The sequence below is a fragment of the Acidovorax sp. SUPP950 genome (assembly GCF_030158935.1).
Classification (GTDB): Bacteria; Pseudomonadota; Gammaproteobacteria; order Burkholderiales; family Burkholderiaceae_C; genus Paracidovorax.
In genome coordinates, this window is record NZ_BQXE01000001.1 from 556,943 (window position 1) to 579,411 (window position 22,469).

General features: G+C 68.7%; 20 protein-coding genes. 6 read left to right on the top strand and 14 right to left on the bottom strand.

Annotated elements, in window-relative coordinates:
* Positions 1-101: 101 nt before the first annotated feature.
* From AVME950_RS02740 to pncB, 3 genes are all read right to left on the bottom strand, one after another.
* A complete protein-coding gene (locus tag AVME950_RS02740) occupies positions 102-1,088 on the bottom strand; it encodes a 2-hydroxyacid dehydrogenase (RefSeq protein ID WP_284428672.1) in 987 nt (328 codons plus the stop codon).
* Between the two features lie 13 nt (positions 1,089-1,101).
* Positions 1,102-2,514 carry a sodium:proton antiporter gene (locus tag AVME950_RS02745; protein ID WP_284429554.1) on the bottom strand — a complete coding sequence of 471 codons (1,413 nt, stop codon included), beginning with the start codon at positions 2,512-2,514 and terminating at the stop codon, positions 1,102-1,104.
* Between the two features lie 110 nt (positions 2,515-2,624).
* Positions 2,625-3,836, bottom strand: coding sequence for a nicotinate phosphoribosyltransferase (gene pncB / locus AVME950_RS02750; RefSeq protein ID WP_284428673.1), 1,212 nt, complete (start codon positions 3,834-3,836; stop codon positions 2,625-2,627).
* A 322-nt stretch (positions 3,837-4,158) separates the two neighbouring features.
* Here pncB and ggt point away from each other — a divergent pair, with 322 nt between their 5' ends.
* Positions 4,159-6,171, top strand: a complete 2,013-nt coding sequence (ggt, locus tag AVME950_RS02755) for a gamma-glutamyltransferase (protein ID WP_284428674.1) — start codon at positions 4,159-4,161, stop codon at positions 6,169-6,171.
* 113 nt (positions 6,172-6,284) lie between these two features.
* Here ggt and AVME950_RS02760 read toward each other — a convergent pair whose 3' ends face one another.
* Positions 6,285-6,755, bottom strand: coding sequence for an acyl-CoA thioesterase (locus AVME950_RS02760; RefSeq protein WP_284428675.1), 471 nt, complete (start codon positions 6,753-6,755; stop codon positions 6,285-6,287).
* Between the two features lie 225 nt (positions 6,756-6,980).
* Between AVME950_RS02760 and AVME950_RS02765 the strand changes: the two genes are divergently transcribed.
* The 3 genes from AVME950_RS02765 (at position 6,981) to AVME950_RS02775 (ending at position 9,687) form a co-directional block, all read left to right on the top strand.
* Entirely contained in the window at positions 6,981-7,541 is a 561-nt protein-coding gene (locus AVME950_RS02765; protein WP_272568836.1) for a phasin family protein, read from the top strand.
* A 223-nt stretch (positions 7,542-7,764) separates the two neighbouring features.
* Entirely contained in the window at positions 7,765-8,814 is a 1,050-nt protein-coding gene (locus tag AVME950_RS02770; RefSeq protein WP_284428676.1) for an extracellular solute-binding protein, read from the top strand.
* A gap of 114 nt (positions 8,815-8,928) precedes the next feature.
* Positions 8,929-9,687, top strand: a complete 759-nt coding sequence (locus AVME950_RS02775; RefSeq protein ID WP_284401082.1) for a 3-hydroxyacyl-CoA dehydrogenase — start codon at positions 8,929-8,931, stop codon at positions 9,685-9,687.
* A 134-nt stretch (positions 9,688-9,821) separates the two neighbouring features.
* Here the strand turns inward: AVME950_RS02775 and AVME950_RS02780 are convergent, their stop codons facing one another.
* The 10 genes from AVME950_RS02780 to AVME950_RS02825 all read right to left on the bottom strand — a co-directional run bounded on the left by AVME950_RS02780 (position 9,822) and on the right by AVME950_RS02825 (position 20,583).
* Complete coding sequence (locus AVME950_RS02780) at positions 9,822-10,724, bottom strand: SDR family oxidoreductase (RefSeq protein WP_284428677.1); 903 nt, start codon at positions 10,722-10,724, stop codon at positions 9,822-9,824.
* Complete coding sequence (locus AVME950_RS02785) at positions 10,721-11,662, bottom strand: glutathione S-transferase family protein (protein WP_284428678.1); 942 nt, start codon at positions 11,660-11,662, stop codon at positions 10,721-10,723. Before AVME950_RS02785 ends, AVME950_RS02780 begins: the two co-directional genes overlap by 4 nt.
* Positions 11,663-11,711: 49 nt before the next feature.
* Positions 11,712-12,164: a GNAT family N-acetyltransferase gene (locus tag AVME950_RS02790; protein ID WP_284428679.1), complete on the bottom strand. Its 453-nt coding sequence runs from the start codon at positions 12,162-12,164 to the stop codon at positions 11,712-11,714.
* 2 nt (positions 12,165-12,166) lie between these two features.
* Positions 12,167-13,183: an NADP-dependent oxidoreductase gene (locus AVME950_RS02795; protein ID WP_284428680.1), complete on the bottom strand. Its 1,017-nt coding sequence runs from the start codon at positions 13,181-13,183 to the stop codon at positions 12,167-12,169.
* A 105-nt stretch (positions 13,184-13,288) separates the two neighbouring features.
* On the bottom strand, positions 13,289-13,732 hold the full coding sequence (locus AVME950_RS02800; RefSeq protein ID WP_284427144.1) for a PaaI family thioesterase: 444 nt from the start codon (positions 13,730-13,732) through the stop codon (positions 13,289-13,291).
* Positions 13,733-13,907: 175 nt separating this feature from the next.
* On the bottom strand, positions 13,908-14,699 hold the full coding sequence (locus AVME950_RS02805; protein WP_272568825.1) for an SDR family oxidoreductase: 792 nt from the start codon (positions 14,697-14,699) through the stop codon (positions 13,908-13,910).
* Between the two features lie 133 nt (positions 14,700-14,832).
* Entirely contained in the window at positions 14,833-16,686 is a 1,854-nt protein-coding gene (locus AVME950_RS02810) for an acyl-CoA dehydrogenase (protein ID WP_284428681.1), read from the bottom strand.
* Positions 16,687-16,770: 84 nt separating this feature from the next.
* Positions 16,771-17,241 carry a PaaI family thioesterase gene (locus tag AVME950_RS02815; protein ID WP_284428682.1) on the bottom strand — a complete coding sequence of 157 codons (471 nt, stop codon included), beginning with the start codon at positions 17,239-17,241 and terminating at the stop codon, positions 16,771-16,773.
* Positions 17,242-17,258: 17 nt separating this feature from the next.
* A complete protein-coding gene (locus AVME950_RS02820) occupies positions 17,259-18,434 on the bottom strand; it encodes an acetyl-CoA C-acyltransferase (protein ID WP_284428683.1) in 1,176 nt (391 codons plus the stop codon).
* Between the two features lie 49 nt (positions 18,435-18,483).
* Positions 18,484-20,583, bottom strand: coding sequence for a 3-hydroxyacyl-CoA dehydrogenase NAD-binding domain-containing protein (locus tag AVME950_RS02825; RefSeq protein ID WP_284428684.1), 2,100 nt, complete (start codon positions 20,581-20,583; stop codon positions 18,484-18,486).
* Between the two features lie 243 nt (positions 20,584-20,826).
* Here AVME950_RS02825 and AVME950_RS02830 point away from each other — a divergent pair, with 243 nt between their 5' ends.
* Together AVME950_RS02830 and AVME950_RS02835 are read left to right on the top strand one after the other, a co-directional pair.
* Positions 20,827-21,699 (top strand): ABC transporter permease subunit, encoded by an 873-nt coding sequence (locus AVME950_RS02830; RefSeq protein WP_284428685.1) that lies wholly within the window; start codon positions 20,827-20,829, stop codon positions 21,697-21,699.
* The gene (locus AVME950_RS02835) at positions 21,696-22,433 is read left to right on the top strand and encodes an ABC transporter ATP-binding protein (RefSeq protein WP_284428686.1); all 738 of its coding nucleotides are present in this window, start codon (positions 21,696-21,698) and stop codon (positions 22,431-22,433) included. Before AVME950_RS02830 ends, AVME950_RS02835 begins: the two co-directional genes overlap by 4 nt.
* Positions 22,434-22,469: the final 36 nt, after the last annotated feature.

A 22,469-nucleotide genomic window follows, 5' to 3' on the forward strand; every position in this document is an offset into this window, starting at 1 on the left:
TTGCTATTGATTTGATAGCTACACCGGCATGGAAATCGCCGGCATGTGGCCAATTCGGCTTGAAACCTCGGCGCGGCGCGGCCGCGCCGTGGCGGCATCCGTCACACCGGCCGTTCGGCCGGCGTGTTGACGGGCGTCAGCGCGCCCCGGCCGTCGAAGAACGCGATCAGGTTGTCCGCCGCCAGGTTGGCCATCGCCAGCCGCGTGGGCACGGTGGCGCTGGCGATGTGCGGGGTCAGCACCACGTTGGGCACGGTGAGCAGGTCCGGGTGCACCTGCGGCTCGCCCTCGAACACGTCCAGCCCGGCCGCTGCGATGCGCTTGTCGCGCAGCGCCGCCGCGAGCGCCGCGTCGTCCACGATGCCGCCGCGCGCGATGTTGACCAGGGTGGCGGTCGGCTTCATCTGCGCCAGCTCGGCGGCGCCGATGGCGTGGTGCGACTCGGCCGTGTAGGGCAGCACCAGCACGAGGTGGTCGGCCGTGCGCAGCAACTCATCCTTGGAGACGTAGCGCGCGCCGCATTCGCCCTCCAGCGCGGGCGAGAGGCGGGAGCGGTTGTGGTAGATCACCTGCATGCCGAAGCCGTGCGCGCCGCGCCGGGCGATGCCCTGCCCGATGCGGCCCATGCCCAGGATGCCGAGCGTGCTGCCGTGCACGTCGGAGCCGGCGAACATGTCGTAGCTCCATTTCGTCCACTGGCCGGCCCGCAGATAGTGTTCGCTCTCGGTCATGCGGCGCGCGGTGGCCATGAGCAGCGCGAAGCCGAAGTCCGCCGTGGTCTCGGTCAGCACGTCGGGCGTGTTGGTGCCCTGCACGCCCGACGCGGTGAGCGCGTTCACGTCGAAGTTGTTGTAGCCCACCGCCATGTTGGCCACGATGCGCAGCCGCGGGCAGCGCGCCAGCAACTCGGCGTCGATGCGCTGGCTGCCGGTGGTCAGGGCGCCGTCCTTGTCCTGCAGGCGCTCGGCCAGTTCGGCCGGCGACCAGACCGCGTCGGCGGGATTGGCCTCGACCTCGAAATGCTGCGAGAGCCGCTCCACCACCTCGGGAAAGATGGCGCGGGCGACCAGGATGCGGGGCTTGGACATGGATCAGGACCTTTCAGCGAAACCAGAGGAATGTCATGGCGACGAGCAGCGGCAGCAGGATGCCGCACGACCAGAGCATGTAGCCGAAGAAGCTGGGCATCTTCACGCCGCGCTCTTCGGCAATGGCCTTGACCATGAGGTTGGGCGCATTGCCGATGTAGGTGCCCGCGCCCATGAACACGGCGCCGGCCGAGATCGCGGCCAGCGTGGGGGCGAGCGTGGTCATGAGCACGGCCGGGTCGCCGCCAGCGGTGTTGAAGAACACGAGGTAGGTCGGCGCATTGTCCAGGAACGCGCTCAGCAGGCCGGTGGCCCAGAAGTACATGGCCGGATCGGGGGTGCCGTCAGGCCGGGTCACCGCGCCGACGATGGCGCCGAACGGCCCCTGCGTGCCCGCCTTGAGCATCGCGATGACCGGGATGATGGTGAGAAAGATGCCCGCGAACAGCTTGGCCACTTCCTGCATGGGAGCCCAGCCGAACTGGTTGTCCGCGTGCACCTGGCGCGGCGTGAGCCACAGCGAGGCGCCCACCACCGCCAGCAGCCCCACGTCACGCACCAGCCCGGGCAGGCCCACGGGCGTGCCGGCGATGCTCCACACCACCGGCGACTTCCAGAACCCGCTGAGCAGCACCAGGGCGATGACCGCGCCCAGCAGCCAGAAATTGACCTGGCCGTCGAAGCCGATCGAGCGCGTGTCGGGCGTGGGGTCCGGCCGTGCCGCCTCGCCCGGCCGGCCATGGAACCAGCGGTCGATCGCGTAGAAGATCGCCAGCAGCGAACCCACGAGGAACAGCGTCTCCTGGTGGATGTGCCCGACCGTCCAGAAGAAATCCACGCCCTTCAAAAAGCCCAGGAACAGCGGCGGGTCCCCCAGCGGCGTGAGCGAGCCCCCGGCGTTGGAGACGATGAAGATGAAGAACACGACGATGTGCGCCACGTGCTTGCGGTGGTCGTTGGCGCGCACCAGCGGCCGGATCAGCAGCATCGATGCGCCCGTCGTCCCCATGAAGCTTGCCAGCACCGCGCCGATGGCCAGGATGGCCGTGTTCAGCCCGGGGCCGCCATGCAGGTTGCCGCGGATGTGGATGCCCCCCGCCACGGTGAACAGCGCCGCCAGCAGGATGACGAAAGGCAGGTACTCGGCCAGCAGCGCATGCACCAGGTTCACACCCGCCGCACCGGCCCCGAAGACTGCCGCGAACGGCAGCAGGAACGCCAGCGCCCACGCGGCAGCGATCTTGCCGAAATGGTGGTGCCAGAACGCGGGGGCGAACAGCGGCACCAGCGCGATCGACAGCAACAGGCCCGCGAAGGGCACGCCCCACAGCACCGACAGCGCGCTCCCGTCGATCTCGGCGGCCCGCGCCAGGCCCGGCAGCAGGCCCGTGGCGATCAGCAACAAGCCACGCAGGCCGCGGGACATCGGTAAAGACAGGGACATGGCGTTGGAAGCCTCCAGGGTGGGAACGGGGCTGGGGGTGGCCATCGAAGCGCGCGCCGGCGGACCGGTGCGCTGCATGCGGGTCGATGCGTTCACTGCGGCGCCGGGATCTCGAACACCTGGCGCAGGTAGGCCAGGTACTTCTCGTCGTCGCACATGCCTTTGCCCGGGGTGTCGGACAGCTTGGCCACCGGCTGGCCGTTGCAGCGCGTCATCTTGATCACGACCTGCAGCGGCTCGCAGCCCAGGTCGTTGGTAAGGTTGGTGCCGATGCCGAAGGCCAATTGGCAGCGCCCGCGGAACTGCTGGTACAGCTCGATGGTGCGCGGCACGGTGAGAGCGTCGCTGAAGATCAGCGTCTTGGTCAGCGGGTCGACCCGGTTGCGGCGGTAGTGGTCGAGCAGGCGCTCGCCCCAGGCGAACGGGTCGCCGCTGTCGTGGCGCGCGCCGTCGAAGAGCTTGCAGAAATACAGGTCGAAGTCGCGCAGGAAGGCGCTCATGCCATACACGTCCGACAGCGCGATGCCCAGGTCGCCGCGGTACTCCTTGGCCCACATCTCGAAGCCGAAGATCTGGCTGTCGCGCAGGCGCGGGCCCAGCGCCTGGCAGGCCTGCAGGTACTCGTGCGCCATGGTGCCCAGCGGCGTCACGCCGAGCTTCATGGCATACAGCACGTTGCTCGTGCCGGCGAACTGGCCCGGCCCCGAAGGCGCGCCCGTCGTGCGGCGCTCCCCCGTACCCAGGCGAGCGCACAGCACGCGCAGCACCTCTTCGTGCCATGCGCGGCTGAAGCGGCGACGTGTGCCGTAGTCGGCGATCTTGAGGTCACCCAGGCCATCGGCCTGCAGCAGGGCGATCTTGGCGTCGAGCCGGCGGCGGCCTTCGGGAAAATCGGGCACCTTCTGCGTATTGCGAAAGTACACCTCGTTCACGATGGCGAGCACCGGCACCTCGAACAGGATGGTGTGCAGCCATGGCCCGGTGATGGTGATGTCGATCTCGCCCGAGGCCAGCGGGCTCACGGTGATGTACTTTTCGTTGAGCCGGAAGAGCCCGAGGAAATCCACGAAATCGCTCTTGATGAAGCGCATGGACCGCAGGTAGGCCAGCTCGGCATCCTGGAAATGCAGGCTGCACAGCGAGCGGATCTCCTCGCGGATCTCGTTGACGAAAGGCACCAGCTGCACGCCGGGATTGCGGCAGCGAAAGCGGTACTCCACCTGTGCGCCGGGAAACTGGTGCAGCACCACCTGCATCATGGTGAACTTGTAGAGATCGGTGTCGAGCAGGCTGGTGATGATCATGGGTGGAAGCGGCCGCGGCGGGCCGGCTGGGCATCTGCAGTGAACGGCAGCGGCGCACCGTCGCATGGCATTGTGTCATCAAGGGCGCCCCATTGCCGGGCACCGCACTGGTCCGGATCTTGCACCGCACTTCGGCCGCCGCACTGCATGCATCCCGCAACGCGCGCACGCGCCACCGCTCCATCCGCTTCGCCACCGATCGCATCTCGCACATGTCGCACGGCGGAATGGAGCGGGTCCGAACGGGCCCGCGCAGCGCGTATGCTCGATGCGCCGCAGAGACGACGGCACTTCCTCCTTCAAGAACAAAGGTATTTTTCCAATGCGCCATTCCCGCCCGCCCATCACACCCTCCACCACGCGCCCTGTCTGGCGCTACACCGCCACGCTGACGGCCGCCCTGCTGGTCCTTGCCGGCTGCGGCGGTGGCGGGGGTGGCAGTGGCAGCGCTTCGGCACCCGGACAGGATTCGGCCTGCGCGGTCGTCAGCGATGGCGGCTCGGTCACGGTCGGCTCCGGCCTGCCCGGCGATCCCGCAGCGCCCGAACCCGCCTCTGGCTACAAGGTCGGCAAGACCGCGGTCTATGCCAAGCAGTACATGGTGAGCACGGCCAATCCGCTGGCCTCCCGCGCGGGCTGCGAAGTGCTGCGCCAGGGCGGCTCCGCGGTCGATGCGGCCGTGGCGGTGCAGATGGTGCTGGGCCTGGTCGAACCGCAATCGTCGGGCCTCGGCGGCGGCGCGTTCATGCTGCACTACGATGCGGCGCAGAAGAAAGTGCAGGCCTATGACGGCCGCGAAACCGCCCCCGCGGCCGCGACGGAAAACTACCTGCGCTGGGTCAGCGACAGCGACCGCACCCTGCCGCAGCCCGGCGGCGCGCGCGCCAGCGGCCGCTCCATCGGCACGCCCGGCGCCGTGCGCATGCTGGAGATGGCCTACCAGGACCACGGCAAGCTCAAGTGGAGCGAGCTGTTACAGCCCGCGGTCAAGCTGGCCTCGGACGGCTTTCAGATCAGCGGTCGCATGGCCAGCGCCATCGCCGGCGCCACCACCGGCCTCTCGCGCGATCCCGAGGCTGTCGCCTACTTCTTCAATGCCGATGGCACGCCCAAGGGCCTGGGCACGCTGATCAAGAACCCCGCCTACGCCACCACGCTGAACACCATCGCCAGCGGCGGCGCCGATGCGTTCTACACCGGCCCCGTGGCGCAAGGCATCGTGAACAAGATCAAGGTCACCAGCGGCGGCACGCCCACAGTGGCGATCACCCCCGGCCTGACCGAGATGAGCGACCTGGCCAACTACCGCGCCAAGCGCCGCGACCCGGTCTGCACGACCTACCGCGACTACTGGGTGTGCGGCATGTCGCCACCGTCCTCCGGCGGCATCGCCGTGGCGTCGGCGCTCGGCATCCTGGAGAACTTCAACCTCGCCAACTACAAGCCCACGGCCATCGACATCGAAGGCGGCAAGCCTTCGGTGATGGGCGTGCACCTGGTGAGCGAGGCCGAGCGCCTGGCCTATGCCGACCGCGACAAGTACATCGCCGACACCGACTTCGTGTCGCTGCCCGGCGGCTCGCCCGCGGCCATGCTGGACAAGACCTACCTGCGCAACCGTGCGGGCCTGATCAGCATGACCAAGAGCATGGGCACGGCCGTGGCCGGCGACCTGAGCAACAAGCCTGCCGGCGTGAGCCTGATCGACGAGAAGGGCACGACGCACTTCACCATCGTGGACAAGCAGGGCAATGCCGTGGTAATGACCACGACGGTGGAAGCCGGCATGGGTTCGTTCCACATGACGCAGGGCTTCTTGCTGAACAACCAGCTGACCGACTTCTCGGCCACGCCGACCGACAGCACCGGCGCCGTGGTGGCGAACCGCGTCGAAGCCGGCAAGCGGCCCCGCAGCTCGATGGCACCCACGCTGGTGTTCAAGAAGGCCGCGGACGGCAGCATGGGCGACTTCCTGATGGGCACGGGCTCGCCCGGCGGCGGCACCATCATCCAGTACGTGGTGAAGACGGTCGTCGGCGCGCTCGACTGGGGCCTGGATGCGCAGCAGGCCACCTCGCTGGTGGACTTCGGCGCGAGCAACAGCCCCACGACCTCGCTGGGCGGCGAACACCCGGCCATCAACAGCAGCAACGGCGGCAACAACGACCCGCTGATCACGGGCCTGCGCGCACTGGGCCACACGGTGTCCACCTCGGCCCAGTCGAGCGGCACGAGCACCATCATCCGCGTGCAGCGCAACGGCGAGAGCGTGCTGCAAGGCGGCGCCGATCCCCGCCGCGAAGGCGTGGTGCTGGGCGATACCTACAAGCCCTGACCGTGCATTGACGCGCCAGGCGGCCCGGCCGAAGGGCTGCCGCCTGCCGCGCCCCCATCCCAAAAGCACCGGCCGCGTGAGCGTTCCGGTGCTTTTTCATGGAAGGGGCCGGGTCAGGGGCCGACCGCGATGCGCAGGGGTGCGAGGGCGTCCAGCAGCGCCTGCGGCAAGGCGCGGGGCCGGCGGTCCTCGCGGCCGACATACACGTGCACGAAGTGCCCGCCCGCCGCCGACTCGGGCGCGCCCTCGGCGAACAGCCCGACTTCGTAGCGCACGCTGGAGCGGCCCACGTGCGCCACGCGGATGCCAGCCTCCACCGTCTGGGGAAAAGCAAGGGGCGCGAAATAATGGCACTGGGTTTCGACCACCAGGCCGATCGTCTCGCCCGCATGGATATCCAGGGCACCACGCTCAATCAGATAGGCATTCACCGCCGTATCGAACCAGCTGTAATACACGACATTATTGACATGGCCATATGCGTCGTTATCCGCCCAGCGGGTGGTAATCGTGCGGAACACGGAATATGCGGAGCGCGGCTCCGGCAGGCGGCGGGGCGGCATGGAAACGGTGGGGGCATTCATGGCGGCAAATTCTGCCAGTGGAGGCGCCTCCTTTGATGTGCCTCAGGTGACCGGCATTTTTGGTTATGCACTCTAATCATGTTGCAACGCAGCAAAATCGCTTGATTCCTGAACTCAACCGCCTAGAATCCGTCCCATGCTGCACTGCAACATGACTTCCAGGTCACGACAGCGCAGATGTCTCAACCATCCGTCCCTCGAGGACTCATCAATAGGAGATACACCATGTCGCTGACCCCGGAACAACTCATTGCATCCCACAAGGCCCACCTCGAAACCCTGTTCGGCCTGACCAACAAGGCATTCGAAGGCGTGGAAAAGCTGGTGGAACTGAACGTCACCGCCTCCCGCGCTGCCCTGGCCGAAGTCGCCACGCACACGCAAGCCGTGCTGAGCGCCAAGGATGCGCAAGAACTGCTGTCCCTGCAAGCCAGCCTGTTCCAGCCCCTGGCAGAAAAGACCGCTGCCTACAACCGCCACCTGTACGACATCGCCTCGAGCACCAGCGCCGAATTCGGCCGCACGTTCGAAGCCCAGGCGTCCGAAGTGCAGCGCAACTTCAGCAACCTGGTGGACAGCGCCGCCAAGAATGCGCCCGCCGGTTCGGAAACCAGCGTGGCCGTGTTCAAGAGCGCCGTCTCTGCCGCCAACAACGCCTTCGAATCCGTTCAAAAGGCCGTGAAGCAAGCCAGCGATGTCGCTGAAGCCAACTTCAACGCCGTGGCCAACACCGCTGCCAACGCCGCCGCCAAGTCGGCCGCCGCCGTGCAGCAGCGCAAGCGCTAAAACCCGTTGTCTCCTTGGATCTCTCGAAACCGGGTTTCAGGGATCCAATTCAAGCCCGGTCTTGCGACCGGGCTTTTTTTATGGGCGCGCGGCGCTTGGAGTGGCCGCGGGCCGGGCGGGACCACGGCGATAAGACCTCTGGTTCAGCAGGTCTTGTTTAAGAATCATTCTCGTTCGACCTATCATCGCCCGGTTTCCAACCTCCAGAGAAGAGACCCTCTCCATGCAGAAGTCCATGAAAGCCGTTTTGGCGGCCTGCCTTTTGGCCGCCGCTGGCGCCGCCTCCGCCCAGGACCAGGTCGTCAACCTGTACTCCGCCCGCCACTACGCCACCGATGAAGCGCTGTACACCGGCTTCACCAAGGCCACCGGCATCAAGGTGAACCGCGTGGACGCCGACGACGCCGGCATCATGGCCCGCCTGAAGGCCGAAGGCACCGCCTCCCCGGCCGACGTGATCCTGCTGGTGGACGCCGCCCGCCTGTACCGCGGCGAGGTCGATGGCCTGTTCCTGCCCATCCGCTCCAAGGTGCTGGAAGACACGATCCCCTCCAACCTGCGCGCCAAGCCCGCGGCCGACGGCGGCATCGCCTGGTTCGGCCTGTCCACCCGCGCCCGCGTGATCGTCTACAACAAGGACAAGGTCAGCAAGGAAGACGTGGACACCTATGAAGAGCTGGGCGACCCGAAGAACAAGGGCAAGATCTGCATCCGCTCCGGCTCGCACCCCTACAACCTGAGCCTGTTCGGCGCCGTGACCGAGCACATGGGCGAGCAGAAGGCCGAGGCCTGGCTCAAGGGCGTGGCCGGCAACCTGGCGCGTCCTCCGAAGGGCGGCGACACCGACCAGATCAAGGCCGTGGCGTCCGGCGAGTGCGACATCGCCGTGACCAACAGCTACTACCTGGCCCGCATCCTGCGTTCGGACAAGCCCGAGGACAAAGCCATTGCCGGCAAGGTGTCGGTGGTGTTCCCCAACCAGCAATCGTGGGGCACGCACATGAACATCGCCGGGGGCGCCGTGGCACGCAACACCAAGAACCAGGCCAACGCGGTCAAGTTCCTGGAATACCTGGCCAGCCCCGAAGCGCAAAACTACTTCGCCAACGGCAACAACGAATGGCCCGCCGCCAAGGGCGTGGACACGGGCAATCCGGCCCTGAAAGCCATGACGGACGGCAAGCCCTTCAAGAGCGAGACCATCCCGATCAGCGCGGTGGGCGAGCACATGACCAAAGTGCAGCAGATGCTGGACCGCGTGAACTTCCAGTAAGCCACGCACCGTCCTTTCCTCGCACCAAGAGCCCGGCATGCCGGGCTTTTTCACGCCCGCGGCTTCGGCCATAATTGACGTTTACGTTAACGTCATATCGAGGAGACATCCCCCATGGAAATCCAAGGCAAGGTATTCATCGTCACCGGCGGCGCGTCGGGGTTGGGCGAAGGCACGGCGCGCCGGCTGGCCGCGCAGGGCGGCAAGATCGTCATCGCCGACCTGCAGGCGGACCGGGGCGAAGCGGTCGCCCGCGACATCGGCGGCGCCTTCGTGAAGTGCGACGTGAGCCAGGAAGCCGATGGACAGGCCGTGGTGGCGAAGGCCGTGTCCCTGGGCAAGCTGATGGGCCTGGTCAACTGCGCGGGCATCGCCCCGGCCGAGAAGACCGTGGGCAAGAACGGCGCGCACGCCCTGCCCCTGTTCGCCAAGGCGGTCACCGTGAACCTGATCGGCAGCTTCAACATGATCCGCCTGGCTGCCGAGGCCATGGCCAGGAACGAGGCGGAGGCCACCGGCGAGCGCGGCGTGCTCATCTCCACCGCCAGCGTGGCGGCCTATGACGGGCAGATCGGCCAGGCCGCCTATGCCGCATCGAAGGGCGGCATCGTGGGCATGACGCTGCCGATCGCGCGCGACTTGGCGCGCAACGGCATCCGCAACATGACCATCGCCCCCGGCATCTTCGGCACGCCCATGCTCTTCGGCATGCCGCAGGAAGTGCAGGACGCGCTGGCCGCGGGCGTGCCCTTCCCGAGCCGCCTGGGCACGCCCGAAGACTATGCGCGCCTGGTGCAGCACATCTTCGAGAACGACATGCTCAACGGCGAGGTGATCCGCCTGGACGGTGCGATCCGCCTGGCACCACGCTGAGCACGATTGCTACTTAATTAATAGCAGAATGCCCTAGTGGAATCTGCGCTGGCGGCCTTTTTCATCCAAAGCGCCTGTGCCGCCAGCGCCACCCTCGCCTGCCGAGCCACCCGTGCCGGCAGGCCCGCGGCGGCTCATCCGCGCAGCTGCTCGCGCAGCCGCTGGCCGATGTCCGGCCGGGCCAGGAACGGATCGGGCGGGTTCTCCATCCGCACGATGTTCTCCATGCGGCTTTGCACGTTGCCCAGCGCCTGCGGGTGGCTGAAGATGTAGAACTGCCCGGCACCCACCGCGTCGAACACGCGCTGGGCCACCTCGGCCGCCGTCACCTTGCCGCTGCTGACGGCCTTGTCGGTCATGGCCTGGCCGATCAGCTGGCTCCTGGTGGGCTGCGCCGCGGTCGCCACGTCCGGGCGGTTGCGTTCGCTGCGGGTGATGCCCGTGGGCACGAAGTAAGGGCACAGCACGCTGGCGCCGATCTGGTCGGTGACGAGGGCCAGGTCCTGGTACAGCGTTTCGGACAGGCTCACCACCGCGTGCTTGCTCACGTTGTAGATGCCCATGTTGGGGGCGTTGAGCAGGCCGGCCATGCTGGCCGTGTTGACGATGTGGCCCCGCCACTGCGGGTGCTGCGCCGCGGCGGCCAGCATCATGGGGGTGAACAGGCGCACGCCGTGCACCACGCCCATCAGGTTCACGCCCATCACCCAGTCCCAGTCCTGCACGCTGCTTTCCCAGATCAGCCCGCCCGCGCCCACGCCCGCGTTGTTGAACACGAGGTGCGGCGCGCCGAAGCGCTGCTGCACGTCGGCGGCCAACTGCGCCATCTGCGCGGCGTCGGCCACGTCCACGCGCCGGGCCAGCACGGCGGCGCCCGCGGCCTGCAGCTCGGCCGTGGCGGCATCGAGCGCGTCCTGCTGCACGTCCACCAGCACGAGGTTCATGCCCCGCTGCGCGCCGATGCGCGCGCATTCGAGGCCGAAGCCCGATGCCGCGCCGGTCAGTACCGCCGTCTTGCCCTGGAACGATTCGATCATGCCGATGTCTCCGTTTTCTTGAGTACGTAGCCGATGCGGGGGAAATGCACGTGCAGCGCGCCCGCCCGCGCGTCGGTGCGGGCCAGCGTGTAGCGCGTGCGCGTGGCCGCCACGAGCGTGCCCTCGGTCGGCTCGGTGCCGAAGGTCTCGGCGGCGATGGTGACGGCGCTGCCCAGGGGAATGCCGTGCTCGTCCTGGAACGGCTCCGGCGGCAGCGGCAGGGGCTCGGCCGCCGCGGCCACGGCGATCGCGTCCTGCGCGTTGAATTTTTCCATGCGGCCGTGGCCCAGGGCGGCGATGCGGTCCATCCACTCGGTGACCGCGGGCGTGGCGGCGAAGATCTCGGCCATCACCGGCACGCAGGTGCGCGTGAACCACAGCGGGTGGTAGGCGGCGAAGTCGGCCACGCACGGCTCGGCGCCGAACAGGAACTCGTGCTCCTCGGCCATGTGCGCGATGCGGCGCAGGTACGAACGGTAGGCCGCCGTGGCATCGTGCGGGCGCAGGCGGTTCATGCCGGCGCTCATGGCCTTGCGGTCCTCGCCGAAGGCCTGGGCGGCCGCGGGCGGCAGGTTGGCGAACAGCACGGCCGCGCCGCGCGGCTGCAGGTTGTAGGCCATGGCGACCCAGAACAGCGTGGTGTCGGCCCATTGCGCGAACACGCGCGAGACGCCCTTGAGGTGCGGCGGATACAGCACCGGCTCGGGCTGGGCATGCTCCAGCACGTCGCAGATCAGCGCGGTGTCGCAGTAGATGTCGGCCCCCACCTGCAGGAAGGGCGTGCGGCGGTAGCCGCCCGTGAGCGCGAGCACGTCGGGCTTGGGCGCGACGCTGGGCACGATGACCGACTTCCAGGCCAGTTGCTTGAAGCCCAGCACCGCGCGGATCTTTTCGGAGAATGGCGACGAGGGGTAGTGGTGAAGGATCAGCGCGGACATGAACGATCTCCTGGCCAGTGGTGGCTGCTGCGTGCGGGCCGCCGGGCCGTCAGGCGGGGCTCCACAGCATTTCGATGTGGGGGATGTTGTCTTCGAGGTACTCCGCCGAGACGGCCACGAAGCCCATCTCGCCGTAGAAGCGCTGCAGATGCGCCTGCGCGCTGATGCGCACCGCACGGTCCGGCCAGGTGGCCTGCGAGCGCGCCAGGCCCTCGCGCACCAGGGCCCAGCCCATGCCGGTGCCCCGCGCCTCGGGCGCGACCACCACGCGGCCGATGGAGGGCTCCACGTAGTGCACGCCCGGGTCGGACAGCCGCAGGTAGGCCTGCAGGTCGCCCGCGCCGCCGCGGCCCAGCAGGTGCCAGGCGGTCTTGTCGGCCTCGTCGGGGTCTTGGTAGGGGCCCTGCTCCAGGATGAACACGCGGCAGCGCAGCGCCAGCGCATCGTGCAGCGCGTGCACGCCCATGTCGTCGAAGCGGGCCCAGGTCCAGTGCAGCGCCATCGTCAGACGAGCTTGACGAGCTGCTTGCCGAAGTTCTTGCCCTTGAGCAGGCCCAGGAAGGCCTCGGGCGCCGCGGCCAAGCCCTCGGCGATGGTCTCGCGCGGGCGCAGTTGGCCGGAGCCGACCAGCGTGCCCAGTTCCTTGAGCGCCTCGGGCCAGATCTCCATGTGCTCGCTCACGATGAAGCCTTCGATCTTCATGCGGTTCACCAGGATCAGCGCGGGGTTCTGCAGCGGCAGCGGCTGGCCGTCGTAGCCGGCGATCATGCCGCACACGGCCACGCGGGCGAAGGCGTTGGCGCGCAGCAGCACGGCGTCGAGGATGTAGCCGCCCACGTTCTCGAAGTGGCCGTCGATGCCGTCCGGGCAGGCTTCCTTCAGGGCTTTGGACATGGCCTTGAGGTCGCCGTGCTCGCGGTGGTCGATGCAGGCGTCGAAGCCCAGTTCCTCGGTCGCGTACTTGCATTTTTCGGGACCGCCGGCGATGCCCACCACGCGGCAGCCGCGGGCCTTGGCCAGCGCGGCGAAGGCACTGCCCACCGCGCCGGTGGCCGCGCTCACCACCACCGTTTCACCGGCCTTGGGCGCGATGATCTTCACCAGGCCGTACCAGGCGGTCACGCCCGGCATGCCCACGGCACCCAGGTAGTGCGACAGCGGCACATGGGTGGTATCGACCTTGCGCAGCATGCCGGGGGCGTTGCCGTCCACCACGCTGAACTGCTGCCAGCCGCCCATGCCGACGACCTTATCGCCCACGGCGAACTTCGGGTGGCGGCTTTCCGCCACCTCACCCACCGTGCCGCCGATCATCACCTCGCCCAGCGGCTGGCTGGCCGCGTAGCTCTTGCTGTCGTTCATGCGGCCGCGCATGTACGGGTCCAGGCTGAGGTAGTGGTGGCGCACCAGCACCTCGCCGTCCTTCAGGGCCGGCGTGTCGGTGGTCACCCGCTTGAAGTTGCTGGTGGCCGCTTCGCCCTGCGGGCGGTTGTCGAGCAGGATCTGTTCGTTGCTGGGCATGTTGGACTCCTTGGGTTGACTATTTTTTTGATAGCAGCATGCCGGCGTTTTCATTGCGCTGGCAGGCGATAGGACTCCGAACCCTGGCGGGCTCGGTTGGGTGGGTCAATCGGTGGGCAGTGCGCCCTCCGTGGCGCCCGCGCCGTCGGGCGCGCCGGGCGTAGCGGGCTTGCGCCGCACGTACTTGAAGGTGCCGGTGGCATGGCAGCACACGCGGCCTTCCGCATCGGTGACCGTGCCTTCGGTGAAGGCCATGGACACGGTGCGGTGGATGAGCCGCCCCCGCGCCACCAGCGGGCCGCGCGCGGGCTGCATGAAGCTGGTCTTCATCTCGATGGTGACGACGCCGAAGTCGGGCGTGTCGCTGCGCGCCGCCGTGGCCATGGCCACGTCCAGCAGCGTCATGGAGGCACCGCCGTGCGTGACGTCGAACGAGTTCATGTGCTCCGGCCGCGCTTCATAGTGCAGCTCGGACGCGCCACCCTTCATGTGGTGCAGCGTGAAGCCCAGCTCATCGACAAAAGGAATTTCGACACCAAAACTCAGCACAGGGCACTCCAGGAATCATTGGGAAGACGAAAAGCATAGCCACGAAAACACACCGCCCGCCTCACCAGTGCCGCCGAGGGGTAGCGGAGGTTTCGCCGCCGGGCCGCCCCAAGGCGAAACGCGGCCCCTCGGGGGGCAGGGAGCGACACGCAGTGCGCGACCGTGGGGGCCACATTCAGCCGCCCGTGACGATGCTCACGCCACCATCGACGGCCAGCCACTGGCCGGTGATGTGCTTGCCGGCATCGCTGGCGTACAGCACGCACAGGCCCTTCAGGTCTTCGTCGTCGCCCAGCCGTCCGAGCGGCGCATGGTTGGCGAGCTTTTCCTCGCCCATGGCCTTCAGGGTGCCCACCGTCATCCGGCTCGGGAAGAAGCCGGGGCAGATGGCGTTCACGCGAAGGTTGTACTTGCCCCACTCGGCGGCCAGCGCACGGGTGAAGTTGATCACGGCGCCCTTGGAGGTGTTGTAAGCGATGGTGTTCATGCCGCTGGGGTTTCCGCCCAGGCCGGCGATGGAGGCCACGTTGATGATGCTGCCGCTGCGCCGCCCGATCATGCTGCGCTTGGCGATCTGCTGGCTCAGGATGAAGTAGCCGCGCACGTTCAGGTTCATCACCTTGTCCCAGGCCTCCACCGGGTGGTCCTCGGCCGGGGCGCCCCAGGCGGCACCGGCGTTGTTGACGAGGATGTCCACGTCGCCCACGCGCTGCAGCGTCTCGTCGGCCAGACGGCGGATGTCGGTCTCCTGCGCGCAGTCGGCGGCGATCCAGCGCGTGTCGATGCCGGCCTGCTGCAAGGTGGCCGTGGCCTCCTCCAGATCGGACGCCTTGCGCGAGCTGAGCACGATGCGCGCGCCGGCCTCGCCCAGCGCCTGCGCCAGCTGCAGCCCCAGCCCGCGCGAGCCGCCGGTGACCAGCGCGGTCTTGCCGGAGAGGTCGAACAGTTGTTGGATGGTGCGGGTCATGTCGGGGTCTCCTCGTTGGTGGTGATGGTGGGCCGGCGCGGCCTGCCTGAACGTTGCCCGATCCGCGCGGCGCCGGTGCATTGTGCTGCGGACCGGCGCCCGGCGGTGTCCCGGGAGCGATGGCCGGGCGCGCTCAGAACGCGTCTTCCGGCAGGCTGGCGCAGGTGTCGTCGCGCGTGCGCACCACGTTCAGCCAGGCGCCGATCTTGGGCAGTTCGTAATGAAAGAAGTAGCGCGCTGCGCCCAGGCGGCCCACGCTCGCGGGCGCGGCCTGCGCGGCATCGGCGCGCAGCGTGGCCAGGGCCACGTCCAGCCACACCCAGGCCAGCACCGTGTGGCCGAAGGCCTGCATGTAGGGCACGGCGTTGGCGAGCGCCTCGGTGGGCTCGCCCGTCGCCCAGGCGGCCTTGGTGGCCGCGCCCACCTGCTGCAGCGCCTGGGCCAGCGCGTTGGCGTGCGCCGCCAGCGCGGGCTGCTGGATGGCCTGCTCCACGGTGGCGTTGATGCGCGCGGCCAGCAGCTGCAGGCCCCGGCCGTTTTCCATCAGCACCTTGCGGCCCAGCAGATCCAGCGCCTGGATGCCGTGCGTGCCCTCGTGGATCATGTTCAGGCGGTTGTCACGCCAGTACTGCTCCACGGGAAAGTCGCGCGTGTAGCCGTAGCCGCCGTGGATCTGGATGGCGAGCGAATTGGCCTCCAGGCACCACTCGCTGGGCCAGCTCTTGGCAATCGGCGTCAGCACCTCCAGCAGCAGCCGCGCCTCGTCGGCGTCGGGCGAGGTGCCGGTGTGCTGTTCGTCCACCAGGCGCGCGCAGTACAGGTTGAGCGCCAGCGCGCCCTCGCCGTAGCTCTTTTGCGCCAGCAGCATGCGCTTGATGTCGGCATGCTCGATCAGGCGCACCTGGGGGGCGCTCGCGTCCTTGCCGGCCTTGCCCAGCAGACGGCCCTGCGGCCGGTTCTTCGCGTAGTCCAGGCTCGCGTGGTAGCCGGCCAGGCCCAGCATGGTCGCGGCCATGCCGATGGCGATGCGCGCCTCGTTCATCATGTGGAACATGCACTTCAGGCCCTCGCCCGGCTGCCCCACGAGGTAGCCGATGGCGCCCGCGCGCCCCTCGACGGGGTAGCGCCCCTCGCCGAAGTTCAGCAGCGTGTTCGTCGTGCCGCGCCAGCCCAGCTTGTGGTTGAGCCCCGCCAGCGCCACGTCGTTGCGCACGCCCGTGAGCTGGCCCTGCGCATCGACGAGCCGCTTGGGCACGATGAACAGCGAGATGCCGCGCGTGCCCGGCACCAGCTTGCCATCCGGCCCGGGGATCTTGGCCAGCACCAGGTGCACGATGTTCTCGGTCAGCTCGTGGTCGCCGGAGGAGATCCACATCTTGTTGCCGGTCAGGCGGTAGCGCGGGCCCAGCGGGTCCTGCTGCCAGGCATCGCCGCCGCCGCCATCGCCGTCCGCGTCCGGCACGGCGCGCGTGGCCACGTCCGAGAGCGACGAGCCTGCCTGCGGCTCCGACAGGCACATGGTGCCGGCCCAGCGGCCGTTGAATTCGTTGTGCGCGAACACCTGCTGCTGCGCTGGCGTGCCGTGCGCCATCAGCAGGTTGGCATTGCCCGAGGTGAGCAGGTTGGAGCCGATGCTGGCCGACGCCGCGGCGAAGAAGCTGTTGGCCGCCGCCTCCACCGTGTAGGGCAGCTGCATGCCGCCCAGCTCGTAGTCCTGCGCGGCGCCCAGCAGGCCTGACTCGGCATAGGCGCGGCGCGCCTCGTGCGTGGCCTGCGGCAGGATCACCTTCTCGCCGTCGAAACGCGGCTCCTCGGTGTCCACCAGGCGGTTGAACGGGGCGTACTTTTCGCGGGCGATGCGCTCGCAGGTGTCCAGCACCGCATCGAAGGTTTCGCGCGAATGGTCGGCAAAGCGCTCGCGCGCCTGCAGCGCGGGAGCGTCCAGCCAGTCGTAGAGCAAGAAATCAACCGTGGTGCGCAGGCTCATGATGGGGCATCGAATAAGGCTTCACCGCAATGAATGCGGCGGCATACAGCTACAAAAACAATAGCAAACAACCACCACTGGCGTTCAGCCGGGCGAAGCCGGTGGCGAAGGCGCGGCATGCGATGGCAGGGCCACGATGGTGCCCTGGGCGATGGCGCAGAGCTTTTCCACCCCGCCCTGCACCGCGAACACGTCGCAGCGGCAGACCGCCTGCGACGCCCCGGCATGCACGGCCTGGGCGCGCGCCACCAAGCGCTCGCCCACGGCGGGCCGCACGTAGTTGATCTTGAACTCCGAGGTGACCACCGGCACCCGCAGCGCCGAGCCGCCCGCGTAGGTGAGCGCGTTGTCGGCCAGGTAGCTCACCGCCCCGCCGTGCACGAAGCCGTGCTGCTGGCGGATCTGCTCGGTGATGGGTAGGTGCAGTTCGCACGCGCCCGGGGCGAACGCGTGCAGTTCGGCGCCCAGCAGCACGCTGAAGGGCTGCGCCGCCAGCACCTCGCGGCCCATGGCCAGGAAGGCCTCGGGCGGCACGGTGACGGGTGGCGCGGCCATGGGCGTGCCCCGTGCGGTTACAGCACTTCGAAGATGCCGGCCGCGCCCATGCCGCCGCCGATGCACATGGTCACCGCCACGCGCTTGGCGCCGCGGCGCTTGCCTTCGATGAGCGCATGGCCCGTGAGGCGCTGGCCGCTCACGCCGTAGGGGTGGCCCAGGGCGATGGCGCCGCCGTTCACGTTCAGGCGGTCGGCGGGAATGCCCAGCTTGTCGCGGCAGTACAGCACCTGCACGGCGAAGGCCTCGTTCAGCTCCCACAGGTCGATGTCATTCACCGTGAGGCCCAGCTTCTTGAGCACCTTGGGCACGGCGAACACGGGGCCGATGCCCATCTCGTCGGGCTCGCAGCCCGCCACCGCGAAGCCCAGGAAGCGGCCCAGGGGCTTCAGGCCCTTGCGGCTGGCGTAGTCCTCGCTCACCAGCACGCAGGCGCCGGCACCGTCCGAGAACTGGCTGGCATTGCCGGCCGAGATCACGCCGCCGGGCATGGCCGGGCGGATGCCGCTGATGCCTTCCTTGGTGGTGCCTTCGCGCGTGCCTTCGTCCTTGGAGACCGTCACCTGCTGGGTGATGAGGCCGCGCACCTTGTCGGCCACGCCGGCCGTCACGGTGATGGGGGCGATCTCGTCGTCGAACAAGCCCGCGGCCTGCGCGGCGCAGGCCTTTTGCTGGCTGGCGGCGCCGTATTCGTCCATGGCGTCGCGGCCGATGCCATAGCGCTTGGCGACCTGCTCGGCGGTCTCCAGCATGCTCCAGTAGATCTCGGGCTTGGCCTTGGCCAGCGCCAGGTCGCGCAGCATGTGCAGGTTCATCTCCTGCTGCACGCAGGAGATGCTCTCCACGCCGCCGGCCACGTACACGTCGGCCTCGCCGGCGATGATGCGCTGCGCCGCCAGGGCGATGGTCTGCAGGCCCGACGAGCAAAAGCGGTTCACCGTCACGCCCGACACGCTGACCGGCAGGCCGGCGCGCAGCGCGATCTGGCGTGCGATGTTGGCGCCCGTGGCGCCCTCGGGGTTGGCGCAACCCATGATGACGTCTTCCACTTCCGCGCCGTCGATGCCGGCGCGCGCGATGGCGTGCTGCACGGCATGGCCGCCCAGCGTGGCGCCGTGGGTCATGTTGAACGAGCCCTTCCAGCTCTTGGCGAGCGGCGTGCGGGCGGTGGAAACGATCACTGCGGAGGTCATGTGCAATTCCTTGGGATTCGGGGGGACACGTGCGGTGCGGTCGGTCGGGTCAGGAGAAGGCCTTGCCTTCCGCGGCGAGCCGGGCCAGCAGCGGCGCGGGCTCCCAGAACTTCGCGTCGTCCAGCGGGTTCTGCGCGAAGCGCTTCATGGCCTGCACCACGTTGAACAGGCCGACCTCGTTGGCGTAGTGCATGGGGCCGCCGCGGTGGATCGGAAAGCCGTAGCCGGTGAGGTACACCATGTCGATGTCGCCCGACTTGCCGGCGATGCCGTCCTCCAGGATGTGCGCGCCTTCGTTCACCAGCGAGAACACCAGGCGCTGCACGATCTCTTCGTCCGAGATCTTGCGCGGCGTGATGCCCAGGGCCTTGCGGTGGTCTTCGATCATGCGGTTGACCACATCGCTCGGGATCGCATCGCGCTTGCCGGCCTGGTAGTCGTACCAGCCCGCGCCGGTCTTCTGGCCATAGCGGCCCATCTCGCACAGCAGGTCGGCCGTCTTGCTGTACTTCATGTCGGGCTTTTCCTGGTAGCGGCGCTTGCGGATCGCCCAGCCGATGTCGTTGCCGGCCAGGTCGCCCATGCGGAACGGGCCCATGGCGAAGCCGAACTTCTCCACCGCCTTGTCCACCTGCTGCGGCGTGGCGCCCTCCTCGATCAAAAAGCCCGCCTGGCGGCTGTACTGCTCGATCATGCGGTTGCCGATGAAGCCGTCGCACACGCCCGAGACCACGGCGGTCTTCTTGATCTTCTTGGCCAGGGCCATCACCGTGGCCAGCACGTCCTTGGCGGTGGCCTGGCCGCGCACCACTTCCAGCAGCTTCATCACGTTGGCAGGGCTGAAGAAGTGCATGCCCACCACGTCCTGCGGGCGCTTCGTGAAGCCGGCGATCTTGTCCACATCCAGCGTGGAGGTGTTGGACGCCAGGATCGCGCCGGGCTTGGCCACAGCATCGAGCTGCTTGAACACGGCCTCCTTCACGCCCAGTTCTTCGAACACGGCTTCGATGATGAGGTCGGCGTCCTTGAGGTCGGCGTAGTCCAGCGTGGTGGCGAGCAGCCCCATGCGCTGCTGGTACTTGTCTTCCTTGAGCTTGCCCTTCTTGACCTGCGACTCGTAGTTCTTACGGATCGTGGCGATGCCGCGGTCCAGCGCCTCCTGCTTGGTCTCCAGAATCGTCACGGGAATGCCGGCGTTCAGGAAGTTCATGGCGATGCCGCCGCCCATGGTGCCCGCGCCGATCACGCCGACCTTCTGGATGTCGCGCTTCGGGGTGCTGGAGGGCACGTCGGCGATCTTGCTTGCGGCACGCTCGGCCATGAACAGGTGGCGCAGCGCGCGGGACTCGGGCGTCCACATCAGGTTGATGAACAGCTCGCGCTCATAGGCGATGCCATCGGCGAACTTGCGCTTGGTGGCGGCCTCGACGGCGTCCACGCACTTGGCGGGCGCCGGGAAGTTCTTGGCCATGCCCTTGACCATGTTGCGCGCGAACTGGAAGTACGCATCGCCCTCGGGGTGCTTGCAGGGCAGGTTGCGCACCAGCGGCAGCGGACGCACGTCAGCCACGCTCTGGGCGAAGGCCAATGCCTCGGCGGCCAGCGCCTCGGGCGAGGCCACCAGCTTGTCGAACAGCTTCTGGCCGGGGATGGAGCCGATCAGCTCGCTCTTGACCGTCTCGCCGCTCACGATCATGTTGAGCGCGGCCTCCACGCCCAGCACGCGCGGCAGGCGCTGCGTGCCGCCAGCGCCGGGCAGCAGGCCCAGCTTGACCTCGGGCAGCGCCACGCTGCAGCCCGGCGCGGCGATGCGGTAGTGGCAACCCAGGGCCAGCTCCAGCCCGCCGCCCATGCACACCGAATGGATGGCCGCCACCACGGGCTTGGCCGAGTTCTCCACCGCCAGGATCACCGATTGCAGGTTGGGCTCCTGCAGCGCCTTGTCGGTGCCGAACTCCTTGATGTCGGCCCCGCCGGAGAACGCCCCACCGGCGCCCGTGATGACGATGGCGCGGACGGCCGCGTCGGCGTTGGCACGCGCCAGCCCGTCGGCCACGCCCTGGCGGGTGGCATGGCCCAGGCCATTGACGGGGGGGTTGTCGAGCGTGATCACGGCCACATCGCCGTGGACTTGGTACTCAGCGGTCATGCGCTTGTTCCTCGGGTTTGAAAAGACAACGCTGCGGGCCTTGGCGGCTCTTTAGCGAACGATCGTGCTTTTCCATTCTAGGGGCCTTGCATGGCGGCCAGGTATCCACCGGTGTCCGCTCTGGGACACCCGCCGGCGCGGGGCTCGCACGCAAACGTCATATGCACGTCGGTTTTCCTTCGTATCGCCGTGCGGCGCGCGCCGGTAGCCTCGGCCGTTTTCCCGCACGCAGAGGATCCTCCCATGAGCGAATGGACACAGCACCTTCCCACCGCGGCGCGCATCGGCACGCAGCACACGGCGCCGGCCGCCCCGGCCGCGCGCCGGGCACCACGCCCCTGGAGCCCACGCAGCCTGGCCCTGATTTCATGGCTGGCACCGCTCGCCCTCGTGCTGGTGTGGGAGCTGTTCGCCCGCGCTGGCGCCCTGTCTCCCCAGGTGCTGCCCGCGCCCAGCCGCGTGGCGCAGACCGCGTGGCAGCTGGTGCTGCAGGGCCAGCTCATCAGCGACCTGGGCGTGAGCCTGCTGCGCGCGGCCACGGGCTTCGCCATCGGCGGCACCATCGGCTTCACGCTGGGCACGCTGGTGGGGTTCTCGCGGCTGGCCGAGGCCCTGCTGGACCGCAGCGTGCAGATGGTGCGCGCGGTGCCGTTCCTGGCCATGCTGCCGCTGGTCATCGTGTGGTTCGGCGTGGACGAGGCGGGCAAGATCTTCCTGGTGTCGCTGGGCGTGATGTTCCCCATCTACATCAACACCGTGCTAGGCATCCGGCAGGTGGACCCCAAGCTGGTGGAGGTGGGCCGGGTCAACGGCCTGTCCACCGCCGCGCTGATCCGCCGCATCGTGCTGCCGGGCGCCCTGCCCTCCATCCTGGCGGGCGTGCGCTACGCGCTGGCCGTGGCCTGGCTGGCGCTGGTGATCGCCGAGACCATCGCGACCGAGGCCGGCATCGGCTTTCTGGCCATGGACGCGCGCGAGTTTTTGCGCACCGACGTGATCGTGCTCACCATCGTGGTCTATGCCGCCATCGGCGTGGCTTCGGACGCGGTGGCGCGGGCGCTGGAGCGGCGGCTGCTGTCGTGGCACCCCAACTACGCCGCGCGGGGTGGCCGATGAGCGCGCCGCACGCCCCCACCACCGCCGGCACCGCCGGCACCGCCGTCGCCGTGCACAGCCTGCGCCGCCGCTACGGCGAGCGCACGGTGATCGACGGGCTCGATCTGGCCATCGCACGCGGCGAGTTCGTCGCCCTGCTGGGCGAGAGCGGCTGCGGCAAGACCACGCTGCTGCGCGCCCTGGCGGGCCTGGACACCATCGACGGCGGCCGCATCGACGGTCCGCCCCAGCCGGCCGTGGTGTTCCAGGAACACCGCCTGCTGCCCTGGGAGCCGCTGTGGCGCAACGTGGCGCTGGGCCTGGAGGGCGACACCGCGCAAGCCCTGGCCCAGCAGGCCCTGGCCGAAGTGGGCCTGGGCGACCGGCTGCACGACTGGCCGCGCAACCTCTCGGGCGGCCAAGCCCAGCGCGTGGCCCTGGCCCGTGCGCTGGTGCGCGAGCCGCGCCTGCTGTTGCTCGACGAACCCTTCGCCGCGCTCGACGCCCTGACGCGCATCCGCATGCACGCCCTGGTCAAGGCGCTGGTACGGCGCCACCAGCCCGGCGTGCTGCTCGTGACGCACGACGTGGACGAAGCCATCGCCCTGGCCGACCGCGTGCTGGTGATGCGCGAAGGCGCCATCGCCGGCGAATACGCCGTGCCGCCCGAGGCGCAGACCCTGCGCACCCACCCCCACGCCGTGGCGCTGCGCGAGGCCCTGCTGGCCGAGCTGGGCGTGGCCGCCGAGGCCTGATGCCCCCGCACCGATTCCCGCCTTCCGAATGGCTTC